The organism is Dolichospermum sp. UHCC 0259, assembly GCF_009711935.1.
In the GTDB taxonomy this organism is placed as follows: Bacteria; Cyanobacteriota; Cyanobacteriia; order Cyanobacteriales; family Nostocaceae; genus Dolichospermum.
This window is the reverse complement of record NZ_VIKX01000281.1, coordinates 1-450: the sequence shown is the minus strand read 5'-3', so window position 1 is coordinate 450 and position 450 is coordinate 1. Positions and strand designations below refer to the sequence as shown.

Here is a 450-nt window from a genome sequence, read left to right as displayed (position 1 = left end):
CCCGATTGCAACCGTAGAAGCAACTGACTCAATAGCTAGAGAACGGACGTTTAATGGTAGTGCTTGAATGTTTCTACATTCATAAACTAAATCAAAAGCTTGATGCCATTGACTAGGAATTGCTAATAGGTCGGCAACTGTATAATTAACAGATGAGTTAGGGAATCTTTCCTGACACCAATTAACAGCAGTGGGTGAGATATCAAAAGCTGTGACGTGATATTGTTTTTGTGCTAACGCTTCTGCATCGTCTCCTAAACCACAACCAATGACTAAGGCTTTATATTTTTCTTGACTGGGGTGATAGATATGTAACCACTCTTGTAAATAGTCATGGGGGGTCAATTTTGCCCAAGGAACTTTGTTTGCATCACCAAGGGATTCTGAATAGACAATTTCAAACCAAGATGATGGGTTTCCTTCGGCGATCGCTTGGTTAGCTAATTCTTG

1 protein-coding gene is annotated in these 450 nt (G+C 40.2%); it reads right to left on the bottom strand.

Going from position 1 to position 450, the window contains the following annotated elements; translation table 11 throughout:
* Nucleotides 1-450: bifunctional 2-polyprenyl-6-hydroxyphenol methylase/3-demethylubiquinol 3-O-methyltransferase UbiG (locus tag FJR05_RS23610; RefSeq protein ID WP_168646368.1), on the bottom strand; the 450-nt coding region annotated here is incomplete at both ends.